Raw genomic sequence first — 4,726 nt, 5'->3', positions numbered from 1 at the left:
CCGGCGGCCAGCCGGGCGCCTACCCGCGGGCTCGGTCCGTCAGGGCCGGGAAGCCGACCCGAGGATCTCCACGTACCCGTCGGTTCCGTGAACACGGATCCGCTGTCCGTCCCGGATCCTCCGGGTGGCCCGATCCACACCCACGACGGCCGGCAGGCCGTACTCCCGAGCGACCACCGCCCCGTGCGTCATGAGCCCGCCGACCTCCGTCACCAGTCCGGCGACGGTGACGAACAGGGGGGTCCAGCTGGGGTCGGTGTAGGCGGTGACCAGGATGTCGCCCGGCTCCAGGTCGGCCCGCGCCATCTCCGTGACCACACGGGCACGACCCTCCGCCACCCCGGCCGAGACCGCGAGACCCGCCATCGCCCCGGGCGGGGCGTCGGCGGGTCGGCGGCGGCCGTTGAGGACCTCGCCGTCCGAGGTGAGGAGCCTGGGCGGGGTGAGCGCCTCGTGGGACCGGAACGCCTCCCGCCGCTCCCGAACGAGCTCGGCGTCCACCTCGCCGGTGCGCACGACCTCCTCCAACTCCCGGAACCGGAGGAAGAAGACGTCCTCGTCCTCGCGCAGGACACCGGACCGGGCGAGGCGGCCGGCCTCCCGCAGCAACGCCTGCTTGTAGACGAAGTAGCGGTTGACCATGCCGTACTTGGGGTACTCCCGGTATCCGGCGAAGGCGCGGACGCGGTCGATCATCCGCTTGGTCTCCTCGGCCCTGCCCTCTCCGCCCGGGAGGGCGCGCAGGCGCGCCAGCACGTCCCGCTCCTTCTGGTACGACTCCCGGTTCCCCCGTTCGAAGCGTCGCCCGCCTTCGCCCGGCGCGAAGTTCCTGACGTTGCCCAGGAGGACGGGCACGAGCGCGGCGGGCCGCTCACTCCAGCGCGTCCTGGTGATGTCGATCTCGCCCACGCAGCGCATCCCGTACGTGTCGAGGTAGCCCCGGATGGCCGCACGTGCTTCCGGTCCGCCGGGCAGCCCGGCCATCTCGTCCAGGAAGCCGTCGCCCTCCCGGCCCTCGTCCGCGACACGGTTCAGGAACGCCACGACGTCCGGATGAGGCCGGACGGCGTCCGCCACGTCGAGAAGGGCCAGCCCCATCTGCGAGGTGACGTTGTGGTCGACGGACCGCGTGAGCGTGTCGGCCGCGTTCTTCTNTTCTTCCCCCCCAGCCAATCCTCCAGGTGTTCGTTGAGCCAACGGCTCGCCTCCATCGCCGCGGTGACCAACGCGAGGCTCCGCGGGTCGAAGAGGAGGCGTTTCAGCTCCACGATGTCGGCCCGGATGAAGTCGAGCAGCGCCGAACCGGACAGGTCCCGGATCTCGCGCCGCAGGGCGGCGACGGAGGCCTCATTGCCTCTGATCAGCTCGCTGACGATGTCGGGATCGGCCTCGACCGGGTCGGGCCGGTCACCGGCGGGTGCGGTACCGGCGGGCGGGTCGGCGTCGGGTGCGGCGGTGGAGTCATCCTCCAAAAGCCCGCGGACGAAGTCACCGCGGTCGAGGATGGTACGCAGCGCGTCCCCGAGCAGCGGGTCGGAGCTCCCCAGAGCCTCCAGGAGGCCCGTGCGGCCCGCGGGCGTCGCCAGGGCGGGGGCGACATCGACGAACAACCGCCCGCCCGCCTCGTGCATCTGGCGCGGGGTCGTCATCTGCCACAGGGAGAGCCCCAGTGGCTTCATCGCGTCGGTCATCATCTGCTGGTGACCGACGGAGACGTAGACGTGGTTCTCCTCGTCATCGGCCGTGGGGACGGGGAACAGCGTGGTGATCGGACGGCTCTGAACGATGTGGAAGTCGTCTCCGACCCGACACCACTCGATGTCCTGCGGCCGGCCGAAGTGCGCTTCGACGCTCCGGCCCAGCCGCGCCAGGCACACGACCTGTGCTTCCGTCAGAGCCGATCGTGTCCGGCGTTCCAGCTCGATCGGTACGTCCCGGACACCGCCTTCCGGTGACGCCTGCGCGCTCAGGGTCTTGGTGGCGATCGTCGTGGAGACGACCCGGTCGTCGCGCACCGTGTGGACGTCACCGCGGACCCGGCCGGAGACGAGCGCCTCGCCGAGCCCCCATCCGGCTTCCACGGTGACGGTCTCGCGGTTCGAGGTCACCGGGTCCGCGGTGAACATGGTCCCGGCCGCGTCCGGGAACACCATCCGCTGAACGACCACGGCCATACCGACCCCGCGGTGGTCGAAGCCGTTGCGGATCCGGTAGGCCACCGCCCGCTCGGTGAAGAGCGAGGCCCAGCACCGCCGGACGTGCAGAAGGATCGCTGGAAGGCCCGTGATGTTGAGGTAGGAGTCCTGCTGGCCGGCGAAGGACGCCGTCGGCAGGTCCTCGGCGGTCGCGCTGGAACGCACCGCGTAGGAGGCGTCCGCCCCGAACCGGACGAGCGCCTCGCCGATCTCCTCCGCGAGGGCGTCGTGTACCGCCACGCCTTCGACACCGCGGCGGATATCGGCGCTCAGCGTACGGATCGCCGTGCGGTCGTCCGGTTCCGCGCGCGCCAGCCGATCGAGAAGCGCGTCGATCGACGGTAGGTCGCCGACGGTCCGTCGGAAGGCGTCCGTCGTGACGCAGAAGCCGTCCGGCACGCCGACACCGGCGATCCGCGCGAGCTCGCCCAGAGCCGCCCCCTTCCCGCCGACCTCTGCGATATTCGTCGCGTCGATATGCGCGAAGTCCATGACACAGCGCAATTCCGATTCCCCCGTCTTTTGCCGATTCAGTTCGCGGAGCAGCAGTATGCAGGACTTTTCAGCGCCTCATGAGATACGGGAATCTGATATAAAGTGAAAGTGGCGGCGGACGATCGGAAATCCCCCGCGTGTCCCCGGTCCCGAAGGGCCGGGAGGGCGCCGACCGCGAAGGACGCTCCGACGCTAGGACCCCGCCGAGGCGGAGGCCACCGACTCCTTCGCGTCCCCGCCCTGCTCCACGGTGACCGTGCCGGACGTGCCGTCGACCGTGATCACCTGACCGGTTCGGATCTCCCGCGTGGCGTCGCGCACGCAGATCACGGCGGGGATCCCGTGCTCGCGGGCCACCGTCGGGCCGTGCGCCAGCGGGGAACCGGTCTCGGTCACCAGCCCGGCCGCCGTCATGAACAGCGGCGTCCACCCCGGATCGGTGGTCGGCGCGACGAGGATCTCCCCGGGCTCGACGTGCGCCCCGGACGGGTCGCGCACCACCCGGGCCCGACCGGTGGCCCGGCCCGCCGCCGCGGGTGTCCCTGACAGGGTGCCCGCCTCGACCTCCGGGCGCGGGAGGATCGTCTCCACATCGGTGCCGTCGGACAGCAGCAGGGCCGGGACGCTCGGCCGGCGCACCTCCCGGTCGTAGTCGGCCCTGCGTTCAGCGGCCAGGTCCCGGTGGTCGACCCCGTCGTGGACGGCCGTGCGCACCTCGTCCATCGTGAGGAACATGACGTCGTCATTCCGCTCCAGCAGGCCTTCTCGTACCAGGTCCGCGCCGATGAGCAGGAGTTGGCGGCGCATCTGGGCGAACGGGATGAGCCAGGAGAACTTGGCGAGCTCACGCGATCCGGTCAGTTCGCGTGACCGGCGCATGGCGACGGAGGCGATCCGCCCACGGACGGGACGCCGGGCGCGGCCGCGCAGCGACAGTTCGCTGATCGTCCTGCGGGCCCGCACCGCGGCCCTCTCGAACCTTCGGTCGGGTGCCTGCTCGGGGTTCTCCACCCGCAGGTAGTTGGCGATGGTGGCGAACAGCGGGGCGGGGTCCTCCGCCCAGCGCGGCATGCCGATGTCGACCTCGGCGGCCGCCCGGTGGCCGTACACCTCGAGGAAGTCCGTCAGGCCGATGTCGGGTAGCGCGCCCCGGCGGTACATGTCGGCCAGTTCGGCCGGGCCGGTGTTCAGGAACAGGTCGCGGTGCCCGCTCGCGTTCCCGGCCACCCCCCACAGGGCCAGGTCCATCTCCGTGGTGACGTTGTGCGGCATACCGCCCAGGACGGCGTCGAGTTCCTCGTCGGTGGCCACACCGTCGAGCAGGGCCGAGGGGAGCACGCCGAGGGCGATGCCGGCGAAGGTCGGCCAGGCCACGTCCATCATGGGGGCGCCCAGGACGAGGGCGTAGGCGTCCTCGCTGACGAAGTCGAACCGCTCGGCGGTGGTGGCCTCCGGGCCGGGGTGCGGTTGGCTCCGGAACTCCCGGAGCGCCCGGGCCGCCCTGGCCCTGGCCCTCTCCGGGCGGGCGACGGTCGCGGTCATGTGCGCCAGGGTGGTCGGCAGCGCTCGCGCGGCGAACCGGAGGGCGGTGCCCAGGGGAAAGGGCAGGCCGGGACGCGGCGCGAACCGGGGGTCGTCCATGAGGTACTCGACAGCGCGCCTGACCTGGGGGCCGTAGACCTCCATCGCCTGGGGGAGTCGCCCCCGCATCGGCGCGCTGCGGATGAAGTCGGTGAGGTCCATGTACAGGCGTCCGCCGACGGGGGTGAGCAGCGAGGCCCCCTCGCGGGGGTCGACGTCGACGCCCTGGAAGGAGCACCACTTCAACCAGATGTGCGTCATGCGGTCCATGCCCATGGGGGTGAACGGCCGGAGCATGCCCTGCATGTGCCCAGCCTCCATGTACAGGCGCGGGCCGGGCTTCCCGGCATCCGGAGGCAGCGGGAACAGGGTGGTGATCGGTCGGGACTGGAGCAGCCACAGCACGCCGTCGGCGTCGTAGGCCCACTCCACGTCCTGTGGGGAGCCGAAGTGCT

At 71.5% G+C, this 4,726-nt stretch carries 3 protein-coding genes; all 3 read right to left on the bottom strand.

The genetic code is table 11. The features are described 5' to 3' along the window. Positions 1-39 precede the first annotated feature (39 nt). The gene (locus tag D471_RS42090) at positions 40-1,044 is read right to left on the bottom strand and encodes a PEP-utilizing enzyme (protein ID WP_241479722.1); all 1,005 of its coding nucleotides are present in this window, start codon (positions 1,042-1,044) and stop codon (positions 40-42) included. Continuing rightward, positions 1,032-2,687 carry a PEP/pyruvate-binding domain-containing protein gene (locus D471_RS42085; protein WP_241479721.1) on the bottom strand — a complete coding sequence of 552 codons (1,656 nt, stop codon included), beginning with the start codon at positions 2,685-2,687 and terminating at the stop codon, positions 1,032-1,034. Before D471_RS42085 ends, D471_RS42090 begins: the two co-directional genes overlap by 13 nt. A 195-nt stretch (positions 2,688-2,882) precedes the next feature. Further along, positions 2,883-4,726 (bottom strand): PEP-utilizing enzyme (locus D471_RS36260; protein WP_017601320.1); only part of this gene is annotated, 1,844 nt, incomplete at its 5' end.

The organism is Nocardiopsis lucentensis DSM 44048, assembly GCF_000341125.1.
Taxonomy (GTDB): Bacteria; Actinomycetota; Actinomycetes; order Streptosporangiales; family Streptosporangiaceae; genus Nocardiopsis; species Nocardiopsis lucentensis.
Note: the sequence above shows the minus strand (reverse complement) of the source record. Positions and strands in the feature narration are given on the sequence as shown.